Genomic DNA, 241 nt, shown 5'->3' on the forward strand with positions numbered 1-241 from the left:
TGGATTGATAATCATACCCAAAACCAGCAAAAACAGCATCCGAAATTTGAAATCCCAAAAGACCGTTTAAGGAGGCGTTGCAACGATACGAAGCTCCAACAACAAACTTGTTATTGAGCATAAAATTGGCCGACATATCCCATTGTAGAGGAGATCCCCTTACCAGTTTTAATAAGGCCCCGGGTTTAAATTTAAGGTTGCGATTGAAGTCAAAAACATATCCGGAAATCAAGAAATAATG

1 protein-coding gene is annotated in these 241 nt (G+C 39.0%); it reads right to left on the minus strand.

Annotated features, from left to right (window positions below; translation table 11 throughout):
- Positions 1–241 (minus strand): type IX secretion system membrane protein PorP/SprF (locus ACRHOZ_RS21345; protein ID WP_431130385.1); only part of this gene is annotated, 241 nt, incomplete at both ends.

This window comes from Flagellimonas flava (assembly GCF_050617915.1).
Lineage (GTDB): Bacteria > Bacteroidota > Bacteroidia > Flavobacteriales > Flavobacteriaceae > Flagellimonas > Flagellimonas flava_A.